General features: G+C 63.3%; 21 protein-coding genes. 10 read left to right on the forward strand and 11 right to left on the reverse strand.

From position 1 onward, the window contains the following. Positions 1-89 precede the first annotated feature (89 nt). The 6 genes from FJV77_RS23960 to FJV77_RS23985 form a co-directional block, all read right to left on the reverse strand. Positions 90-2,144 (reverse strand): M3 family metallopeptidase, encoded by a 2,055-nt coding sequence (locus FJV77_RS23960; RefSeq protein ID WP_142869071.1) that lies wholly within the window; start codon positions 2,142-2,144, stop codon positions 90-92. A gap of 87 nt (positions 2,145-2,231) precedes the next feature. Next, entirely contained in the window at positions 2,232-2,645 is a 414-nt protein-coding gene (locus FJV77_RS23965) for a nuclear transport factor 2 family protein (RefSeq protein WP_142869072.1), read from the reverse strand. 66 nt (positions 2,646-2,711) lie between these two features. Further along, the gene (locus FJV77_RS23970; protein ID WP_142869073.1) at positions 2,712-3,356 is read right to left on the reverse strand and encodes a carbonic anhydrase; all 645 of its coding nucleotides are present in this window, start codon (positions 3,354-3,356) and stop codon (positions 2,712-2,714) included. Between the two features lie 150 nt (positions 3,357-3,506). Beyond that, positions 3,507-4,271 (reverse strand): DUF429 domain-containing protein, encoded by a 765-nt coding sequence (locus tag FJV77_RS23975; protein WP_142869074.1) that lies wholly within the window; start codon positions 4,269-4,271, stop codon positions 3,507-3,509. Next, entirely contained in the window at positions 4,268-5,152 is an 885-nt protein-coding gene (gene pdxY / locus FJV77_RS23980) for a pyridoxal kinase PdxY (protein ID WP_142869075.1), read from the reverse strand. Before pdxY ends, FJV77_RS23975 begins: the two co-directional genes overlap by 4 nt. 7 nt (positions 5,153-5,159) lie before the next feature. Next, positions 5,160-5,411, reverse strand: a complete 252-nt coding sequence (locus FJV77_RS23985) for a hypothetical protein (RefSeq protein WP_142869076.1) — start codon at positions 5,409-5,411, stop codon at positions 5,160-5,162. Between the two features lie 150 nt (positions 5,412-5,561). On the opposite strand from FJV77_RS23985, the gene FJV77_RS23990 reads away from it, so the two are divergent. From FJV77_RS23990 to ppa, 7 genes are all read left to right on the forward strand, one after another. Further along, positions 5,562-6,194 (forward strand): LemA family protein, encoded by a 633-nt coding sequence (locus tag FJV77_RS23990; RefSeq protein WP_142869147.1) that lies wholly within the window; start codon positions 5,562-5,564, stop codon positions 6,192-6,194. A 226-nt stretch (positions 6,195-6,420) separates the two neighbouring features. Further along, positions 6,421-7,203 carry a YgcG family protein gene (locus tag FJV77_RS24000; protein WP_246691373.1) on the forward strand — a complete coding sequence of 261 codons (783 nt, stop codon included), beginning with the start codon at positions 6,421-6,423 and terminating at the stop codon, positions 7,201-7,203. Between the two features lie 4 nt (positions 7,204-7,207). Then, positions 7,208-7,738 carry a YgcG family protein gene (locus tag FJV77_RS24005; RefSeq protein ID WP_142869078.1) on the forward strand — a complete coding sequence of 177 codons (531 nt, stop codon included), beginning with the start codon at positions 7,208-7,210 and terminating at the stop codon, positions 7,736-7,738. A gap of 33 nt (positions 7,739-7,771) precedes the next feature. Further along, entirely contained in the window at positions 7,772-8,665 is an 894-nt protein-coding gene (locus tag FJV77_RS24010; protein WP_142869079.1) for a YgcG family protein, read from the forward strand. A 5-nt stretch (positions 8,666-8,670) separates the two neighbouring features. After that, positions 8,671-9,309, forward strand: coding sequence for a TPM domain-containing protein (locus FJV77_RS24015; RefSeq protein ID WP_142869080.1), 639 nt, complete (start codon positions 8,671-8,673; stop codon positions 9,307-9,309). Positions 9,310-9,475: 166 nt separating this feature from the next. Then, positions 9,476-9,982, forward strand: coding sequence for a GNAT family N-acetyltransferase (locus tag FJV77_RS24020; protein WP_142869081.1), 507 nt, complete (start codon positions 9,476-9,478; stop codon positions 9,980-9,982). 129 nt (positions 9,983-10,111) lie between these two features. Beyond that, positions 10,112-10,645, forward strand: a complete 534-nt coding sequence (ppa, locus tag FJV77_RS24025; protein WP_112561302.1) for an inorganic diphosphatase — start codon at positions 10,112-10,114, stop codon at positions 10,643-10,645. Between the two features lie 5 nt (positions 10,646-10,650). Here ppa and FJV77_RS24030 read toward each other — a convergent pair whose 3' ends face one another. Next, complete coding sequence (locus FJV77_RS24030; protein ID WP_142869082.1) at positions 10,651-11,244, reverse strand: hypothetical protein; 594 nt, start codon at positions 11,242-11,244, stop codon at positions 10,651-10,653. A 44-nt stretch (positions 11,245-11,288) separates the two neighbouring features. Continuing rightward, positions 11,289-11,906, reverse strand: coding sequence for a TetR/AcrR family transcriptional regulator (locus FJV77_RS24035; RefSeq protein WP_142869083.1), 618 nt, complete (start codon positions 11,904-11,906; stop codon positions 11,289-11,291). A 74-nt stretch (positions 11,907-11,980) separates the two neighbouring features. On the opposite strand from FJV77_RS24035, the gene FJV77_RS24040 reads away from it, so the two are divergent. Together FJV77_RS24040 and FJV77_RS24045 are read left to right on the forward strand one after the other, a co-directional pair. Next, complete coding sequence (locus FJV77_RS24040; protein WP_185970409.1) at positions 11,981-13,264, forward strand: MFS transporter; 1,284 nt, start codon at positions 11,981-11,983, stop codon at positions 13,262-13,264. A 265-nt stretch (positions 13,265-13,529) separates the two neighbouring features. Further along, positions 13,530-15,104 (forward strand): alkaline phosphatase, encoded by a 1,575-nt coding sequence (locus FJV77_RS24045; RefSeq protein WP_142869084.1) that lies wholly within the window; start codon positions 13,530-13,532, stop codon positions 15,102-15,104. A 213-nt stretch (positions 15,105-15,317) separates the two neighbouring features. On the opposite strand, the gene FJV77_RS24055 is transcribed toward FJV77_RS24045, so the two are convergent. Continuing rightward, positions 15,318-15,596, reverse strand: a complete 279-nt coding sequence (locus tag FJV77_RS24055; protein WP_246691371.1) for a hypothetical protein — start codon at positions 15,594-15,596, stop codon at positions 15,318-15,320. Positions 15,597-15,793: 197 nt separating this feature from the next. Between FJV77_RS24055 and typA the strand changes: the two genes are divergently transcribed. Continuing rightward, positions 15,794-17,623: a translational GTPase TypA gene (gene typA / locus FJV77_RS24060; protein ID WP_142869086.1), complete on the forward strand. Its 1,830-nt coding sequence runs from the start codon at positions 15,794-15,796 to the stop codon at positions 17,621-17,623. A gap of 56 nt (positions 17,624-17,679) precedes the next feature. Here typA and FJV77_RS24065 read toward each other — a convergent pair whose 3' ends face one another. Both FJV77_RS24065 and FJV77_RS24070 read right to left on the reverse strand, forming a co-directional pair. Continuing rightward, positions 17,680-18,303: a DUF1062 domain-containing protein gene (locus FJV77_RS24065; protein WP_142869087.1), complete on the reverse strand. Its 624-nt coding sequence runs from the start codon at positions 18,301-18,303 to the stop codon at positions 17,680-17,682. Between the two features lie 342 nt (positions 18,304-18,645). Then, on the reverse strand, positions 18,646-19,680 hold the full coding sequence (locus tag FJV77_RS24070; protein ID WP_142869088.1) for an L-idonate 5-dehydrogenase: 1,035 nt from the start codon (positions 19,678-19,680) through the stop codon (positions 18,646-18,648). Between the last annotated feature and the right edge of the window lie 180 nt (positions 19,681-19,860).

Consider the following 19,860-nt stretch of genomic DNA (forward strand, 5'->3'; position numbering starts at 1 on the left):
ATCTGCCGCCGGAGGTCGAGCCCGGTCGGACTGACCCCCTCTGGCCGCTTTGCGGCCATCTCCCCCTCGAGGGGGGAGAGTACGCAGCGCTACACCAGTCCCCGCTTCACCATCATCGCTTCCGGCGAAGGCATCTTGCCACGGAACGCGGTGTACAGCTCCTCCGGATCCTTCGACCCGCCGGCGGCGTAGATGTTCTTCCGCAACCGCTCGGCCAGTGCCGGGTTGAAAGGGTCGCCGGTTTCCTCGAAGGCGGCGAAGGCGTCGGCGTCGAGCACTTCGGACCACATGTAGGAATAGTAGCCGGCTGAATAGCCGTCGCCAGAGAAGACGTGGCCGAAATGCGGGGTGCGGTGACGCATGGCGATGGTGTCGGGCATGTGCAGCTTCTCAAGCGTCTCGGCTTCGAATCGGAGCGGCTGGTCAGGCGCATCCGAACGCGCGTGATAGGCCATGTCGATCAGCGCCGAGGCGGTGAACTCGACGGTGGCGAAACCGGCGCCGAAGGTGCGGGCGGCCAGCATCTTGTCGAGCAGCGCCTTCGGCATCGGCTTGCCGGTCTTCACATGCAGCGCGTGCTTTTCCAGCACCGCCGGCACCGTCAGCCAGTGCTCGTAGAGCTGCGAGGGCAGTTCGACGAAATCGCGTGAAACCGAAGTGCCCGCCACCGACGGCCAGGTGACGTCGGTCAGCATGCCGTGCAGGGCATGGCCGAACTCATGAAACAGCGTCTTGGCCTCATCGACCGACAGCAGGGCTGTTTCACCTGCAGGCGGCTTGGCGAAGTTCATGATGTTGTAGATGACCGGCTTGGAGCCATCGCCAAGCGTGTAGCCGGATTTCAGCGCGCTCATCCAGGCGCCGGAACGCTTCGAGGACCGGGCAAAATAATCAGCCAGGAACAGGCCGCGTTCGCTGCCGTCAGCATTCTTCACCACGAAGGTGCGTGCGTCGGGATGCCAGGCGGCAATGCCCTTCTTCTCCTCGAAGGTGATTCCGAACAGTTTGGTCGCGACGTCGAAGCAGGCGTCGATGACGCGGTCGAGCTGCAGATACGGCTTCAGCTCCGCCTCGTCGAAGGCGAACTTTTCCGTGCGCAATTTCTCCTGGTAGAAGCGCCAGTCCCAGGCGTCGAATTTTTCGTTGCTGCCGGCTTCGGTCGCCAGCCGTTCCAGTTCCTTCTGGTCGGCGGCGGCCTTTTCCAAAGCCTTCTCCCACACGGGGTCGAGCAAATCGTGCACGGCCTTCGGCGTCTTGGCCATGGTGTCGTCGAGCTTCAGTGCAGCGAAGGAGCCATAGCCGAGCAGCTTGGCCTTTTCGGCGCGCAGCTTCAGCATGTCGCGTACCACCGCGGTGTTGTCGCTGGCGCCGCCATTCTGGCCGCGCATGGTGAAGGCGCGGAAGGCGGTCTCGCGCAGGTCGCGGCGTTCGGAAAAGGTGGTGAACGGCTCGTAGATCGAGCGCGACAGAGTGACGGCGTAACGGCCTTTCTGGCCACGCGTCTCGGCGGCCTCGGCCATCGAGCTCTTCACGAAGTCCGGCAGGCCGGCAAGATCGGCCTCGTCGAGGAACAGGGCCCAGTCGCGCTCGTCGGCCAGCACGTTCTGGCCGAAAGTGGTGCCGAGCGAGGACAGCTCCTCGCTGATGTTGGCCAGACGCTTCTTGCCGTCGGCGTCGAGTTTGGCGCCCGAGCGGACGAAACCTTTCCAGGTCTTTTCCAGCACCCGCAGCGTCTCGGCGTCGAGTTTCAGAGAGTCCCGGCGCTGGTAGAGATCGTCGATGCGAGCAAACAGTTTCTCGTTCATCGATATCGCCGAGAAGTGCCTCGACATTTTTGGCGAAATCTCGCGCTCCAGCGCCTGGATCGCGTCGTTGGTGTGGGCGCCGGCCCGGCACCAGAAGATCGACGAGACATGGTCGAGCGGCTCGCCGGCAAGTTCCAGTGCGGCCAGCGTGTTCTCGATGGTGGGCGTATCCTTGCTGCCGGCGATGGCGTCGATCTCGGCCTCATGCGCCTTCAGCGCTGCGTCGAACACTGCGGAGAAATCGCCGTCGCCGATGTTGGCGAAATCCGGCAGGCCGAGCGGCCCTTGCCATTTGGTCAGCGGATGGGCGGCGAGGTCGACGGTTTTCGTGGACGGCATGGGGATCTTTCGATGATTGGCGGGGCTTGCTGACCGATGTAGGGCGATGCCTGGCGCGGCGCAACAGCGCGGCCGTTCAAGCTGGCGTCAGAAGCCGTCGCAATTTTCCGCGATCGCCGCTTGCGAACTGGCGGCGATGCGGTTGCCGGTGACAGCAACCGTCTCCTGCATCAGCATGTCATTGTTGGGAAAATCGTAGCAGGCGATGACCGTGGTGACGCCTGCCTCGGTCTTTTCGATGCGATGGCGGATCGCGGCGCCGGCGACCGCACCTTTCCATTCGTCGATCGAGGCGATGAATTCCTGCTTCGACTGCACGACGCCGAGATCGTCGAGCTTGATGCGGACATCGTCGGCGAGCAGGTCCGACAATTCGGTGCGGTCGGCGACCAGCAGCGCCGAATACCAGCGGTCGATGATGGCGCCGTCATCGGCGCGGGCAGGGGCGAGCGAGAAGAGCAGCGCCGCCACGGCGAAAACGATCGAATGGCGATTCCGCATGGCTGCCTCCTCTTATTTGACCATGATCTTATCCGAAAACCGGTGCCCACTTTTCGGGATCACGATCTATCTCAAATCCGGCCGCTCGAAGTCGCCGGTGTCCTTGTTCATCACCCAGAGTTCGCCGGTCGAAATGTCGAACCATGCGCCGTGCAGGGCGAGCCGCCCCTTGCCTTCGAGGATCGAGACGCAAGGGAAAGTTCTGAGATTGGCAATCGAATAGCGGACGGAGATGCGCTCCAGCGCCGTCTGCCGTTCGGTCGCCGTCATGAAGGTGCTGGACGATACGGTTTCGGCCGCCGGCGCGATCAGGCTCATCCATTTGCCGATAAAGTCGCCGGGCGACAGCGGCGCCGAATTGGGGTCGAGCGCGGCGCGGATGCCGCCGCAGCGGCCATGGCCCATCACCACGATGTTTTTCACCTTCAGGCTCTGCACGGCGAATTCGAGCGCGGCGGAGGTCGAGTGGAACTCACCATCCGGCGCATAGGGGGGCACCAGATTGCCGACATTGCGCAACACGAAGAGTTCGCCGGGGCCGGCGTCGAAGATCGCTTCGGGGGCGGCGCGGGAATCGCAGCAGGCAACGATCATGGTTTCGGGCGACTGCCCCTCACGGGCGAGTTCACGATAGCGTCCGCTCTCGGTGAGATAGCGGCCGTTCATGAAGTTGCGATAGCCGTTGAGAAGGTGGTCGGGGAGGTGGGGCATGGGCGGAGGACGGAGCCTTTCCGGGTTGGAGACGGCAGCTCTTTTTCAGTTGAGAAAGCCTCTAACGGCAAAAGCCTGTCGCGGGCAATGCCGAATTGCGGATGGCTCCGTCGCAAATCGTCATGCGGCGCGCATTGCTAGCGGCTTGCCTTACGCCCAGATGGCGACGGGAATGCCGAAACGGTCGGCAAGTGGTGGGTCGGGAAACGGTCTTGCTTCGCCGCAGGCGATGCGTCCGGCAATCAGCATCATCACTGCCGCGTCGAGGAAATCGTCGGCGGCAGCCCCTGTCGGCGGCTTCTGGTCGAGAAAGGCTCTGACATAGCCATGCCGGCACAGCAGCGCCTTGCGCTCTTCCATGCCAGCCGGATTGACGACGCCCTTGATCTTCTTCGGCAGCGTCATCGGGTTTTCGCCGTTCAGCCGGCAGAAGGCGACTTCCGGATGCGATTCGTAGACGCGGGTGCGCAGCTCGGGGCGCGCAATCAGCAGCGCGTCGATCTCGCGGATCTTGGCAAAGATGCCGAAAGCCTGGATCGAGACGCCGCGCGGCGGGTCGGAGGTCGTCTTGGCCACGTCGCTGGCGCGGCGATGCGCTTCATACCAGGCCTCAACCGTGGTGAAGTCGCTGATGTCGGCGTAAAGGGCAGCGCGGGAAGGGATAGAGAAGACGCTGGACTGGCGTTGCCCGAGCAGCGACCGCACCAGTGCTTCCGGTCCGCGCCCGCCTCTCTGCGAGAAGTCAGGCAGGCCGATCGGCATGTCGACAGCCACGATCGTATCGGTCGGCAAGGCGTCGAGCAGTTCTGCGAAGCTTGGAAAGACAGTCACCGAGGACTCAGTGTCCGGATCGCGGCGGACGGCGATCCAGCCGGCCTTGCAGCCGTCGACGCCGGCGAGCACACCGGATGTCACGCCCGGCGGTCCCGCCCTGGGTGTGTGAGATGGCGCAGTTGCACCATCGCCATCGGGTGCGACAGGCTTTGCGCATCGGTTTCGAGCTGCAATTCGTCGCCGCCGCGTTTGGCGGTGCGCGCCAGGATCTCGTAGACCGCCGCCGTCGTCGACTGCAGCGCTTTGATCGGCGGCTGTCCCGACAGGATGCGGGCGAGGTAGACGGCGGCCGTCAGGTCGCCCAGCCCGTTCGGTGGCTTGTCGATCAGGCGGTGTTCGGCCAGCAGCGCCTGGCTGGCATCGAGCAGCAGATTGCCGGTACCGCCGGTCATCATCGATGGCGCCGACGTTACCAGCATGGTTCTTGGGCCGGCATGGAGGGCAGCTGCAATGACCGATTTCAGATCGGGCAAAGGCGCGCCGGCCATCCACTCCAGCTCGAAGCGGTTGGGGGTGGCGATATCCGCGATCGGCATCAGCCGGTCGCGCATGGCGGCGGCCGTCGGCTCCGGCACGTAGAGCCCGCCGGAATCGCCCATCACCGGGTCGCATATATAGACCGCGTCCGGCGTCTTGGCCTTGACCGCTGACACCAGCGAGACGATGGCCTCGGCCTGGCCGGCCTCGCCGAGATAACCCGACAGCACGGCGCCAACCTCACCCAGCCAGGGCGCGCGCTCGAGATCGGCCATCAGCGCCTTGAACTGGTCGAGCGGCGGTACGATGCGCGTGGCACGGCCATGGCCGGGGTGCCAGGGCAGGGTGATCGTCGGCACCGCCCACACCGGGAAGCCCAGCGTCTCCAGCGCGAACACGGCGGCGCGGTTGCCGACCGAGCCGCGGGCGACATGGCTGGAAATGACGATGACCGCGCGCGGCGCGTCTGACTTTTCGCTGTTCATGAAATTCCTAGCTGCCCCGGGAGACGTAGTACACGAGCCAGATCAAAAGGCCGATGGCGACGATGAGCCCCAGTGTGCGACCGATGCGGGTGCCCCAGACCTCGATCGGATCGGAGCGGTCGGCCTCGGCGGCGGTGACGTGATCGCGCGCGTCTTTGGCGGCCCGCGCGATGAACGACGTGCCGCCTGGGCCGCTCTCGTTTGCAACGCGCTCGATAATGCGGCGCGATTCGCTGTCATCGTCGCGGCGTTCCGCCATGATCCTGTCCTGTTTGCTGGCGAGCATACCGTGTTCGTGCGGGCAATCACAGGGCCTCGCGGGCGCGTGCGTGCGCGCCAGCCGCAGACATTTTCTTGAGCGCGGATTGTGCTAATGCTTCGCCTGCAACTTCTGTCGAGGGACCACACCATGTTTGCCCAGCGCCTTGCCTTCCCCTTCCCCAGCCTGCCGGCCGTGTTGATGATGGCCATTGTGCTGCCGCTGCTTGCCGGCTGCGGCTACAACACCATCCCGACGGCGGAGGAAAACGCCAGGGCAGCCTGGAGCGAGGTGCTGAACCAGTACCAGCGCCGCTCCGACCTGATCCCGAACCTGGTCGAGACGGTCAAGGGCTATGCGGCGCATGAGAAGGACACGCTCGATGCGGTGGTCGAAGCGCGCGCCAAGGCGACGCAGATCACGGTGACGCCGGAAACGCTGAAGGATCCCGAAGCCCTCAAGAAGTTCCAGGATGCGCAGGCGGGGCTTACCAGTGCGCTGTCGCGGCTGATCGCGGTGTCGGAGGCCTATCCCGACCTCAAGGCCAACCAGAATTTCCTGGCGCTGCAGGCGCAGCTCGAAGGCACCGAGAACCGCATTGCGGTGGCGCGGCGCGACTACATCCTGGCGGTCAAGGACTACAATCTGACTCTGAGGACCTTCCCCTCGGTGCTGTGGGCAACCTTCTGGTTCCGCGGCAACGAGCCCTTCGCCAACTTCACCGTCGACGAAGACAAGATGCAGCCGCCGAAGGTGGATTTCGGGACAAAGCAGGGCGGGTGAGCGGCGAGCTGGTTTACAGAGCCTGCCAGCTTTGCGCTCCTTCGCGCCCCCCTCTGTCCTGCCGGACATCTCCCCCACAAGGGGGGAGATTGGATGTCGCGTTGGCCTTCGCCAATCACCAACGGCTGAAAGCGGGGGCTGGCGGCTGAACCGCCAATCTCCCCCCTTGTGGGGGAGATGTCCGGCAGGACAGAGGGGGGCGCGACAGAGCGCTACCCTTCTCGTCCTGCTTTTCGTGCTCTTCCTCCCCCTCACCGCCTTCGCAGCCGACCTCCCGGCGCTGACCGGCCGCGTCGTCGACAATGCCGGCATCATCGATTCCGGCACAAAAGCTGCACTGACCCAAAAACTCGCCGACTTCGAGGCCAAGGGTTCCGACCAGATCGTCGTCGCCACCATCCCCAGCCTCGACGGCGAGGAGATCGAACCCTATGCCAACCGGCTGTTCCGCTTCTGGAAGCTCGGCCAGGCGAAGGAAAACAATGGCGTACTGCTGCTGGTGGCGCCGAATGACCGCAAGATGCGCATCGAGGTCGGCTATGGGCTGGAAGGCACGCTGACCGACCTGCACACGAAACTGATCATCGAAAACGACATGGTGCCGGCCTTCCGCGCCGGCGACTTCCCCGGCGGGATTTCCAAAGCCGTCGACGACATGGTGATGGTGCTGGAAGGCAATCCGGAAGAACTGGAGGCGCGCGGAAAGCGCAATGAGCAACCGCCCATCGACATGGACAATCTGTTCTTCACGGTCTTCATCAGCATCTGGGCGATCATCTTCTTCGGCAGCATGGCGGCCTCCATCCTGCCGCCGATCTTCGGCAAGAAACTTGGCCCCGGCCGCTACCGCTGGCTGGGCATGACATTCGAGCCGAGCCGGCGGTCATCCAGCAGCGGCTGGTCTTCAGGCAGTTCCGGTGGCAGCTGGTCGTCGGGTTCAAGCGGTGGTGGCGGCTTTTCAGGCGGTGGCGGTTCGTCCGGCGGCGGCGGCTCCTCGGGAAGCTGGTGACGAGATGACCACGCGCATCATCAGTTCCTGGCATGGTCGTCTCGTCGCAATGACCGGCGCTGCCTTGCTGGGCTTGGTGGTGTTGCTCGTCGGCTTCGCAGCGCTGGCGGCGGAGTTGCCCGTACTCACCGGTCGTGTCGTCGACAATGCCGACATCATCGACGCCGCGACCGAGGCGGCGCTGACGCAGAAGCTGGCGAATTTCGAGACCAAAGGCTCCGACCAGATCGTCGTCGCCACGATCAGCAGCCTCGGCGGCGAGGAGATCGAACCTTACGCCAACCGGCTGTTCAACTTCTGGCAGCTCGGCCAGGCGGGCAAGAACAATGGCGTGCTTCTGCTGGTGGCCAGGAACGACCGCAAGATGCGCATCGAGGTCGGCTATGGGCTGGAGGGCGCTCTGACCAATTCGCACGCCACACGAATCATTGAAGATGACATGGTGCCGGCCTTCCGCGTCGGCGATTTCTCCGGTGGCCTTTCCAAGGCCGTCGACGACATCATCAAGGTGCTCGAGGACAGTCATGGCGCTTGAGGGCAATCCGGAAGCGTTGGAGGCGGTGTCGATATGATGATGCCCGTCATCAGCCCCCCCAGGCGTTTCACCGCCGGTGCGTTGCTTGCCTTGGCGGTGTTGATCTTCGGCTTTGTCGCCATGGCGGCGGAGTTGCCCGCGCTCACCGGTCGCGTCGTCGACGATGCCGGTATCATCGACCCCGCGACCGAGGCGGCGCTGACCCAGAAACTGGCCGACTTCGAGACAAAAGGCTCCGACCAGATCGTCGTGGCAACGATCAACAGTCTCGACGGAGAGGAGATCGAGCCCTACGCCAACCGGCTGTTTCGCTTCTGGAAGCTCGGCCAGGCCGGCGAGAACAATGGCGTGCTTTTGCTGGTGGCGCCGAACGACCACAAGATGCGCATCGAGGTCGGTTATGGGCTGGAAGGCACGCTGACCGATTTGCACACAAAACTGATCATCGAAAACGATATGGTGCCGGCTTTTCGGGCCGGCGATTTCTCCGGCGGCATTTCCAAAGCCGTCGACGACATGGTCATGGTGCTGGAAGGCAATCCCGAAGAGCTGGAAGCGCGCGGCAAGCGCAATCCGGCCGACAACAGCACGCCCATCGATCCCATCGTCGCGATCTTCCTGATCCTGTGGGCAACGATGTTCTTCGGCGGTCTGGCGATGGCCTTCCTGCCGCCGATCTTCGGCACCAAGCTGTCGCCGGGTGTGTATAGATGGCTGGGCATGACTTTTCGCTATGGCCAGGGGCCGAGCGGATCGTCTTCGGGTTCAAGCAGCTGGACATCGAGTTCGTCGTCGGGCTGGTCGTCGGGCAGTGGATGGTCGTCAGGAAGTTCGGGCAGCAGCTGGTCGTCGGGCTCAAGCAGCGGCGGTGGGTTTTCAGGTGGCGGCGGCTCGTCCGGCGGTGGCGGGTCTTCAGGGAGCTGGTAAGAGACATGGCAACACGACCGATCAGCCCGCAGGACCATGAGCGCATCGCCACTGCGATCCGTGCAGCCGAATCGAAAACCGACGGCGAGATCTATTGCGTCGTCGCGCATGCCAGCGACGGCTATTTCTTTCCGGCCGCCTTCATGGCGACGGCTGGCATGCTGATCGTCAGCCTCGCCGTCGCCTATGGGCTGGAAGCCTGGTGGCTGTCGATCCCGCTGCCGCATTTCGTCCTCGCGCAGCTTCTGGCACTGGCGTCAGTGCTGGTGCTCTTGTGGGCGCTGCCCGGCCTGCGCATCCATCTGGTGCCACGGAGGCAGCGTTATCAGGCGGCACATGACAATGCGCTCAGGCAATTCCTCGCCCGCAATGTGCACCGCACCACGGCGCGCACCGGCGTGCTGGTCTTCGTCTCGATCGCCGAGCGCTATGCTGAAGTGGTCGCCGACAGCGGTATCAACAGCAAGGTCGGCCAGCATGTCTGGGACGGCGTTATCCGCGACCTTACGCAGCATGCCGGCAACGACCGGCTCGCCGACGGCTTCGTCAAGGCGATCGAGCAGGTCGGCGCGGTGCTGGCCGAGCATTTCCCGGTTACATCGGGCGACGCCAATGAGCTGGACGACCATCTGGTCGAGATCTGAAAAGCCTGCAAACGCTACCCTGACGACCGTTTGACTCTCGGCTGCGCGCGTTTTCAAGCCGGCTCTGGCCCGATGTCACCAGTGTCGTGGTCGGCTGTGAGAAAGCGGTTGGCGAGTTGGCCTCGACTCTTGCAAATGGCCGATGCGGGTCTATGGTTAACAAATCATGAATACGCTGAGCATCGACATCAGGAAGGCAGAACCACGCGACGCTGGCGCCATCGCCGACGTGCATCAGCAGGCTTGGGAGGGCGCCTATTCCGGGATCATCCCGCATCGCTCGCTGACCTCGATGATCAATCGCCGCGGCGCCGACTGGTGGGCGAACGCGATTCGCCGCGCCGCCACCGTGCTGGTGGTCGAGATCGGCGGCACCATCGCCGGCTACGCCACGATCGGCAAGAACCGCGCCCGCGAGCTTCGGCAGCAGGGTGAGATCTACGAGCTTTATTTGCGTCCGGAGTATCAGGGCATCGGGCTCGGCAGCCGGCTGTTCAAGGCGGCGCGGGCACGGCTTGCCGACCACGGGCTGAAAGGCATGGTGGTGTGGGCGCTGGAAGACAACCAGAACGCGCTTGCCTTCTATGCCGGCGCCGGTGGCCGCGATGTCGCCGAGGGCGTCGAGATTTTCGAGCAGAGGGCGCTGAAGAAGGTCGCCTTCGTCTGGGAATAGCGAGCACCGTCTCGGTTACAGCCCATTCACAAACTGTGCGCTTCCTTGAGCGCTCCGTACCAATCGCCGCATTGCGCCCTTGCGCTTCGCCCGCTATCGATCTGGGAAATCGAGAGAGGGATTTGAGCCATGCGCATTGAAGCCGTTGCCAGCGGAAAGAACCCGCCTGAGGACGTCAACGTCATCATCGAGGTGCCGATCGGCGGCGAGCCGATCAAATACGAGATGGACAAGGAGGCCGGCACGCTGTTCGTCGACCGCTTCCTGCACACCTCGATGCGCTATCCCGGCAATTACGGCTTCGTGCCGCATACGCTGTCGGGCGATGGCGACCCGATCGACGTTCTGGTCTGCAACACGCGCGCCCTGGTGCCGGGCTGCGTCATCAATGTGCGGCCGATCGGCGTCTTGATCATGGAAGACAATGCCGGCCAGGACGAGAAGATCATCGCCGTGCCGTCGCCCAAGCTGACGCTGCGCTACGAAAACGTCACCGAATACACGCAGCTGCCCGAGATCACCCGTGACCAGGTCCAGCACTTCTTCGAGCACTACAAGGATCTCGAACCCGGCAAATGGGTCAAGATCGAAGGCTGGCACGATTCCAAATACGCCAAGAAGATGATCGTCGACGCGATCGCGCGGGCGAAGGCGGCGAAGTAGCCCGATCAGTTATCCACCCTGCCAAACGCCGGCACGTTGCCGATGACGGTGTGCTTGTCCTTGCCGCAGGCGAAACTCTTTGCCTTTTCGTCGGCCAGCTTGCGCGCCTGGTCGTTGGCCTGCGGGTTGCCGGTGGCGAGCACCAAGCCGATTGTGCATCCGTCACGGGCTTCCATCTGGGCGACCTTGGCGACGACAAGCACTTCGGTCGGCTTGTTCTCGTCTTCGGGATTGCTGATAGAGCGGCGGTGGATGACGGCGAAAGGAACGGCGACGTCGCCCTTGCTCTCGATGCGCCACTCGACCTTGGCGCCGGACGAATTGAAGCCGGAAAAACTCTCCCAGACCGAGGTCATCTCGCCGCCGGGCGGAAATCCGTAGAACAGCGATTCCCGCGCATCGTCATAGGCGATCAGCACGGGATAGCCGCGATAGCCGGAGCAGGCGAGTTCGGCCCAGTCGCCGTCGCCCTCCTCCGCCTGCGCATAGGTCACGCAATCCTTTTGCGAGTCGAGGTCGGTGTAGACGCTGGATATGCCATCGGCATGGGCTGCCTGGCAGAGGCCGGCAAGAGCCAGCGAGAGCAGAAGAGCGCGCATGGCGACAAACTCCGTTTCGAGCTGCCGCAGCGTATCCCTAAACGCTATTTCTTCAAGCTCGCTTCAATCAGCAGGTCGGCGTTGCGGGCGACCGATGCCGCGGGGCCGCCGAGGCCGAACAGCTGGCCGCTGATATAGGCGCCTTCGATCAGAAGCAGCAGGCCGTCGCCGAGCGTGTCGGGGTCTTGCGCGCCCATCGCGGCCGCCATTTCGCGCAGGCGGTGGCGCAGCTCCTGCTTGTTGGCTTCGCTGACGACGCGTGCCGGATGGCCGTGTTCGGGGTATTCCACCGCCGCGTTGGTCATGCCGCAGCCGCGATAGTCCGGTCTTTGCGTACGCTTGCCGACACGGGTCAGGAAGGCGCTGATCTGCGCGCGCGGGTCGCCGGGATGAGCGGCCACGGCTTCGTCGAAACGCTCCCAATATTCACGGTCATATTGCCGGAGATACGATGCGGCCAACTCATCCTTTGACGGAAAGCTGCGATAGAGGCTGGGCTTGGTGACGCCGGCGCGCTTGACGATCTCGTCGACGCCGATCGCCCTGATGCCGCGTCGATAGAACAGGTCGTAGGCGACGTCGAGGATCTTCTTGGCAGCCTTCGGCGGCGACGCTGCATGACCGTGGTTGATGGTCAGTTCAATATTTTTGTCCGTTGGCATTATGTGACTCGATTGACAATGTTACCGATCGGTACGTATACATACCTCCATCCTGCAACGTACCGGTCAGTAACATGATAGCTCAATCCCGTCCGTTTGGCCAGCGCTACGCTTTCGTCGTGGTCGGCGTCATCTTCCTCTGCCTGCTGATCGCGGCCGGCCTGCGTTCGGCTCCTTCCGTGATGATGCTGCCGCTGGACAAAAGCTTCGGCTGGGGGCGGGATACCGTTTCGATTGCCGCTGCCATCGGCATCTTCCTCTACGGTCTGACCGGCCCGTTCGCCGCCGCGCTGATGGAGCGGATCGGTCTGCGCCGCACGCTGCTGGCTTCGCTGGTGATCATGTCGGGCTCGACAGCGCTCAGCCTGCTGATGACCGAGCCCTGGCACCTGTTCCTCACCTGGGGCGTGTTTTCCGGTATCGGCTCCGGCGCGGTTGCCACCGTGCTCGGCGCCACCATCGTCAACCGCTGGTTCAAGACCAATCGCGGCCTGGTGATGGGACTGATGTCGGCCTCCAGCGCCACCGGCCTGCTGGTGTTCCTGCCGCTGCTCGCCTCGCTCGCCCAGTCCGGCGGCTGGCAGCCGGTCGCCATCGCTGTTTCCGTAGCTACCGCCTGTTTGTTGCCGCTGGTCTGGCTGCTGGTGCCGGAGCGTCCGGCTTCGATCGGCATGGTGCGCTATGGCGCCGGGGCCGATGACGTGCCGCCGGTATCGCCGGCATCGCAAGGCAATTTCCTGGCACATACGCTCAACACGCTGCGCCGCGCCGCCGGCACCCGCGTCTTCTGGTATCTGTTTGCCACCTTCTTCATCTGCGGTTTCACCACCAACGGGTTGGTCGGCACGCATCTGATCTCCTTCTGCGGCGATATGGGTATCGGCGAGGTTCAGGCGGCCGGCCTGCTGTCGCTGATGGGCATCTTCGACCTGATCGGCACGACGCTGTCGGGCTGGCTCACCGACCGTTTCGACCCGCGCAAGCTGCTCGGCGTCTATTACGGCATTCGCGGGCTGTCGCTGATTTACCTGCCCTTTTCCGGCTTCTCGGCGACCAGCCTGATCATATTTGCCGTGCTCTACGGTCTCGACTGGATCGCCACGGTGCCGCCGACGCTGCGGCTCGCCAACGAAGCCTTCGGCGACCGCAGCGGCCCGATCGTCTTCGGCTGGATCGTCGCTGGCCATCAGGTCGGTGCGGCAACCGCCGCCGCCTTCGGCGGCACCATGCGCGAGTTGCAGGGCAATTATGAGCTGGCCTTCCTGATCGCCGGCATGACCGCGATTGTGGCTGCGTGTCTGTCGCTGCTGATCAATACGAGCCGGCCGGCGTTTGAACCGGAACCGCAGGCGGCTTAAGCGCGACGCTAATCTCCCCCCTTGAGGGGGAGATGGCCGCGAAGCGGCCAGAGGGGGTCGGTCCGACCGGGCTCGGCGTCCTTGCGGCGAAGGAGGAGGTCAGCGCTCTACGCGCGGCGACCCCCTCTGTCGCCTTTGGCGACATCTCCCCCTCAAGGGGGGAGATCACCTGTCCATTGTTATCAAAACTTCATCTTTCCGAGATGCGGCTGAAACATTGAGGCTGGACGGTGGTGGCGGACGTTCAAGCCATCAGGAGACAGCCATGAACAAGATCTCGTTGACCCGCCGCGCCTTCGTCACATCAGCGAGTGCGGCCGGTCTGCTCGGCGCATCGGGCCTCGCTTTGCCCTATTATTCGCGCGCCAGCCAGCGCCCGGCGTTTACCCATGGCGTCCAGTCCGGCGATGTCGATGCCTCGAGCGGCATGGTGTGGACGCGCACCGATCGTCCCTCGCGCGTCATGTTCGAGATATCGTCGACCGAGAATTTCGCCAATGCCACCCGGTTGGCGCTGCTGGATACCTCCCCGGCCAGCGATTTTACGGTCAAGCGGCTGCTGACCGATCTCGCTTCCGACCAGGATATCTTCTACCGAATGACGGCCGCCGATCTCTCGGACATCAATGTCGTCTCCGAGCCGATCGTCGGGCGCTTCCGCACCGCACCCGCCTCGAAGCGCGACATCAAATTCGCCTGGTCGGGCGACACCGCCGGCCAGGGCTGGGGCATCGACGAGACCGGCATGAAGACCTACGCCACCATCGCCAAGCACACGCCCGACTTCTTCCTGCATTCCGGCGACACGATCTATGCCGATGGCGCCATGAAGGATGAGGTCGACCTGCCTGGCGGCGGCAAATGGAAGAACGTCGTCCTCGTCGACGGCAAGCGCAAGGTGGCCGAGACGCTGGACGAGTACCGCGACCAGTGGAAATACAACATGATGGACAGACATGTGCTCGCTTTGAGCGCCATCTGTCCGACCTTCTACCAGTGGGACGACCACGAAGTGCTGAACAACTGGTCGGATTCGAAGGATCTGAGCGCCGACAACCGCTACACCGAAAAATCCATCCATGTGCTGGCGGCGCGTGCGGCGCGCGCCTTCCATGAGATGACGACGATCCGTTATGAGCCGTCGGAACCCGGCCGCGTCTATCGCAAGATATCCCACGGGCCGCTGCTCGACGTGTTCTTCCTCGACATGCGTTCCTATCGCGGCCCCAACGGTCCTGACATGCAGGACACCATGACGCCGGAGTCCCGCATGCTGGGCGAACAGCAGACCAAATGGCTGAAGCGCGAACTGGCCAACTCCAAGGCGACCTGGAAGATCATTGCCGCCGACATGCCGCTTGGCCTCGTCGTCTGGAACGACGGCACCAAGAAGGTGGGCGCGGAAGCCGTCAGCAATGGCGACAATGGTCTGCCGAAGGGCCGCGAGCTCGAGATCGCCGATCTGCTGCGCTACATCAAGAATGCGGGCATCAGCAACACGGTGTGGCTCACCGCCGACGTGCATTATACGGCCGCCCACTACTACAACCCCGACAAGGCGCAGTTCCAGGACTTCAACCCGTTCTGGGAATTCGTCTCCGGCCCGATCCACGCCGGCACGTTCGGCCCCAACGATTTCGACATGACCTTCGGTCCGGAGCTGAAATTCATCAAGGCGCCGACCGCCGAACAGGGCCAGAACCTGGCGCCATCGGCTGGCCTGCAGTTCTTCGGGTTGGTCGATATTTCGGGGGCTACAGAGCAGCTGACGGTGCGGCTGATGGATCGCGACGACAACGAGCTTTACAAGGTGACGCTGGATCCGGTGCGCTCGGCGTAATCCGAATAGGTTGGCGGGACAGCACCCCCCTCTGCCCTGCCGGGCATCTCCCCCGCAAGGGGGGAGATTGGCAGTTTTGCTGCTGGTGCCGGCTCTTCTGCGGTGAAGATTGGCGAAACCCCAATGTGACATCCGATATCCCCCCTTGCGGGGGAGATGCCCGGCAGGGCAGAGGGGGTGTGAAGGATCGCTACGTTTGGAGTAGGGCGACCATCAATCCGGGTAGCAAACCGCCGGAATCTTTGGCCAAACTGCGCTGTCGCAGCCGGCTACCTGCTGCCTCTGCTTGAAGGAGGCACTGACCGGGCCGGTGACCACGGGGTCGACGCCATCAGGGGCGTCGGCGAACATCTGCTCGGCGGTCTGGTCGGACGACGAAGCGGGATTGGCTTCCTTCAGCGTCGCGGCCGATTGCGCGGCATTGGCCGCCAGCAGGGCAGCGAATGCGACCGAAGCAATGAGTGGCCAAAATCGGTTGAGTTTGTCGGTCATGAATTTCGAACTGCCCAGGCCCCGAAAGGTTCCCGCCTTGGTTAACAAAACCATCTCACACCGAGATGCTTAAGATTTGATGAGTATTTGGTGATGCGCCTCCTCTTTCGCAATTGCGAAAAACCCTGTATGAGCCGCGCAACCGAAAGAGGCGGCGCCTTTTGGCCTGCTGCCTGCAACGCTCCCGAGACCACAACATGAAAATTCGTAATATCGCGATCATCGCGCACGTCGACCATGGAAAGACCACCCTTGTCGATCAGCTTTTGAAGCAGTCCGGCTCCTTCCGCGACAATCAGCGTGTCGCCGAGCGCGCCATGGATTCCAACGACCTAGAAAAGGAACGCGGCATCACGATCCTCGCCAAGGCGACCTCGGTCGACTGGAAGGACACCCGCATTAACATCGTCGACACCCCCGGCCACGCCGACTTCGGTGGTGAAGTCGAGCGCATCCTGTCGATGGTGGATTCGGCCATCGTGCTGGTCGACGCCGCCGAAGGCCCGATGCCGCAGACCAAGTTCGTCGTCGGCAAGGCGCTCAAGGTCGGCCTGAAGCCGATCGTCGTCATCAACAAGATCGACCGTCCGGACGCCCGCCATGTCGAAGTGGTCAACGAGGTGTTCGACCTGTTTGCCGCGCTCGACGCCACCGATGAGCAGCTCGACTTCCCGATCCTCTACGGTTCGGGCCGCGATGGCTGGGTCTCGGAAAATCCGGAAGGCCCCAAGGATCAGCAGCTTGCGCCGCTGTTCGACCTTGTCATCAAGCATGTGCCGGAGCCGACCGTTCATCCCGGCCCGTTCCGCATGATCGGCACCATTCTGGAAGCCAATCCCTTCCTCGGCCGCATCATCACCGGCCGCATTGAATCTGGCACGCTGAAGTCCAACCAGGCGGTCAAGGTGCTGCACCACGACGGCACCCAGATCGAAACCGGACGTATTTCGAAGATCCTCGCCTTCCGTGGCCTAGAGCGCCAGCCGATCGACGAAGCGCAGGCGGGTGACATCGTCGCCATTGCCGGCCTGTCGAAGGGCACCGTCGCCGACACGTTCTGCGACCCGGCGGTCACCGAGCCTTTGCATGCACAGCCGATCGATCCGCCGACCGTGACCATGTCCTTCCTGGTCAATGACTCGCCGCTCGCCGGCACCGAAGGCGACAAGGTCACCAGCCGCGTCATCCGCGACCGCCTGCTGCGCGAAGCCGAAGGCAATGTTGCGCTGAAGATCGAGGAATCGCCTGACAAGGATTCGTTCTTCGTCTCCGGCCGCGGCGAATTGCAGTTGGCCGTTCTGATCGAGACGATGCGCCGCGAAGGCTTTGAAATCGCCGTGTCGCGTCCGCGCGTGGTCATGCAGAAGGGCGAGAACGGCGAATTGCTGGAGCCGGTCGAGGAAGTCGTCATCGACGTCGACGAAGAGCATGCCGGCGTCGTGGTGCAAAAAATGTCGGAGCGCAAGGCCGAGATGGTCGAGCTGCGCCCCTCCGGCGGCAACCGCCAGCGCATCGTCTTCCACGCGCCGACGCGCGGCCTGATCGGTTATCAGTCGGAACTGTTGACCGACACGCGCGGCACCGCCGTGATGAACCGGCTGTTCCATGCCTATGAAGCCTATAAGGGTGAACTGCCCGGCCGCACCAATGGCGTGCTGATCTCCAACGAGCAGGGCGAGTCCGTCGCCTACGCCATGTGGAACCTGGAAGACCGTGGACCCATGGTCATCGACCCCGGCGTCAAGGTCTATCAGGGCATGATCATCGGCATCCATAGCCGTGACAACGACCTCGAAGTGAACGTGCTCAAAGGCAAGAAGCTGACCAACATCCGCGCCGCCGGCAAGGACGAGGCGGTCAAGCTGACCCCGCCGATCCGCATGACGCTGGAGCGCGCGCTGGCCTGGATCCAGGACGACGAACTGGTCGAGGTGACGCCGAAGACCATCCGTCTGCGCAAGCTCTATCTCGACCCGAACGAGCGCAAGCGCTTCGAAAAGTCGGCCAAAGTGGTCGGCGCGGCGTAATCGCCTGGTTTTTTCGAATTCGAGGGCGAAGCACCACCGTGCTTCGCCCTTTTTCATTACCCGCCCGCCGCCGAGATTATGGCTGGCCGGTCGAGTTCTCCGGCGAGATCGATCCGCAAAGTCGTGCCGTCGCGGGCCGGCCTGCGCAAAGCCGTGGCGCCGTCGGGTGCGACAGCCAGCAATCGCTTCTCCTCCATCGCCTGAAGCCTCGACCGCGAGATGCCGAGTTCGCCGGCGAGCAAACGGTCGAGCCGCAGCGCAATCGGCATTTCGAGCGCGAGCCTGATTTCAAGCGCGGTTGCGGTTTCGTCGATATCGCCGAGCCAGTGCTTGTGCACGGCGACGTCCGAGAATTCCTCGACACGCCCCACCTTGTTGCGCAATGCGACGATGTCGAAGGCATAGCGGCGGGCGAGTACCGGATCATTGCTTTCGAGTGCGGCCAATAGCACAGATTCGATGTCGCGGCGGTTGCGGCGTTCGAAAATGCCGAAGTTCCACGAATTGTCGCAGTCGATGCAGCGATAGATCAGCCAGACGTCTATGCGCTTGCCATTGGCGTTGACGCGGAATTTGTCGCTGCAGCGATAGGCTTTTACAGTGCCGCAGCGATTGCAGTTGATCAGGGGTCGAGGTGCGATTTCAGGCGCGATCGTCCAGAGGATGCGCAAGGTAGACATGCCGGTAAGCCCTTCCCGTCGGGAAGTTCGTCAGACCGGCGATGTCGAGATGCCCAAGCGGGCACGGCGTGGCGAGAGCTAGCTATGTCGGAAGTCGGATGTCACGGGCGGCACGCGCGCGACAGCGGTTCAGCAGTGCCAAACCGGTCTCGAACCGCCGCCTGAGGAACACGTGAAAATCGAACGGACACCGCTTATGCGGCGCCCTGCCAGGTGTGATCAGCGGAGTTGGCGAGACCGGCGGTTACTGAGGCAAAATGACGCTCGAAATGGATGTCGGGACGGCTCTTCTAGCGACGAAGGTCCAGGCAGGCAAGCCTCACGGAGCCTCTTCAACCATGCTTAAGCGAAGGCGATCTGGACCTTCATGGACCTGTTGCGGTCGCCGGCGATCTCGAACGCCGCAACCGCCTCGTCCATCGGATAGATGCCGGTCAGCAGCGGCTTGACCTCGACACGACGGTTGTTGATCAGGTCGACGGCCAGCGCGAACTCGTCGTGGAAACGGAAAGAGCCGCGCATCTCGATTTCCTTGGCGACGATGAGGTTTTGCGGCAAGGACATGTCGCCGCCGAGGCCGAGCTGGACGAGCACGCCGCGCGGCTTCAGCACGTCGAGCCCGGCACGCACGGCGCGCTCGTTGCCGGAACATTCGAACACCACGTCGAAATGGCCCTTCTCGACATTGTAGGCGGCGAGCTTGTCGCCATCGGTGGCGACATTGATGGTGCGGTCGGCGCCGATCTCACGGGCCTTGGCCAGCACGCCGTCCATGACATCGGTGGCGACGATCTCGCGCGCGCCGTGGACGCGCGCAGCCAGGATGCAGAGCGCGCCGATCGGCCCGCTGCCGGTGACCAGCACCCGCTTGCCGAGCAGCGAGCCGGCACGGTTGACGGCGTGCAATGTCACCGCGAGCGGCTCGGCGAAGGCGGCTTCGTTGATGGAGACATGGTCCGCTATTTTGTGGCATTGCCAAGCCTCGGCGACGAGGCGCTGGCGGAAGGCGCCCTGTATATGCGGCATCGGCATGGCGCTGCCATAAAAGCGCATGTTGAGGCATTGGTTCTGCATGCCTTGCAGGCAGTAGCGGCAGGCATTGCAGGGCCGGCTGGGCGAAATCGCGACACAGTCGCCGACGGCAAGGCTTGAGACGTCGGCGCCAAGCGCTCTTACCATGCCGGCGACCTCATGTCCCAGGATCATCGGCTCGCGCAGGCGCACGACGCCGAAGCCGCCATGATTGTAATAGTGCAGGTCTGAACCGCAGATGCCGCCGGCTTCGACTGAAATCTCGACCTGTCCGGCGCCTGGCGTGCCTGGATCGGTCTCTTCGATGCGGAGGTCTTTTGCCGCGTGGATGACTATTGATTTCATGGCCGCGATCCTTTCTCAAACCACCGGCGTCAGCAAGGTGCGTATGCTCGAAATTTGCCACACCTCAGGACTTCGGTTCCTCGCCCCCGCCAGAGCGGGGGAGAGGTGGCTCGGCGAAGCCGAGACGGAGCGGGGGAGCAGCGTTGCAGAATTCAGAGAATACCTCCCAGCGCCGCAGCC

The organism is Mesorhizobium sp. WSM4306, assembly GCF_007003975.1.
Taxonomy (GTDB): domain Bacteria; phylum Pseudomonadota; class Alphaproteobacteria; order Rhizobiales; family Rhizobiaceae; genus Mesorhizobium.